The organism is Bradyrhizobium sp. BRP56 (genome assembly GCF_020194035.1).
Classification (GTDB): domain Bacteria; phylum Pseudomonadota; class Alphaproteobacteria; order Rhizobiales; family Xanthobacteraceae; genus Bradyrhizobium; species Bradyrhizobium australafricanum.
Window position 1 is genome coordinate 1 of sequence record NZ_JADYVV010000247.1, and the last position, 387, is coordinate 387.

Annotated in this window: 1 protein-coding gene; it reads right to left on the minus strand. The window is 72.1% G+C overall.

Annotated features, from left to right (window positions below; translation table 11 throughout):
• On the minus strand, positions 1-184 hold a 184-nt coding region (locus I6F38_RS43615), incomplete at its 3' end, for a hypothetical protein (protein ID WP_225164745.1).
• Positions 185-387: the final 203 nt, after the last annotated feature.

A 387-nucleotide genomic window follows, 5' to 3' on the forward strand; every position in this document is an offset into this window, starting at 1 on the left:
GCAATGCCGAGGTCGCGCGCCGCGTGGCCGCCCCCAGCTCGAAGGCATAGGCGCAGACCGTAGCAGGGTCTTCCAGCAGCTGCTGCAGCAGTGCCTGTCGTTCGCCTGCAGGCAGATCCGCCGGCCAGCGTACGCGCAGGTCACCCGCTGCCTGTGCCGCGGCGAGCGAGGAACGCGTACACACCGGGCCCTTGTGTACCTGCGGTGCACGCAGCTCGGCATCCTCGAAGCGCCACCCCAACCGCTGCAGCAGGCCCTGCGTACAGTCCGGGGATGGCGCTGCGACGACCCACGCGGGCGCCAGCAGCAGGGCTGCAATCAGCCACCTGCCGCGCACGCTCAGCCCTGGTCCGTGACCGCCGGTGCGGGTGCGGGCTCCGGTGCTGC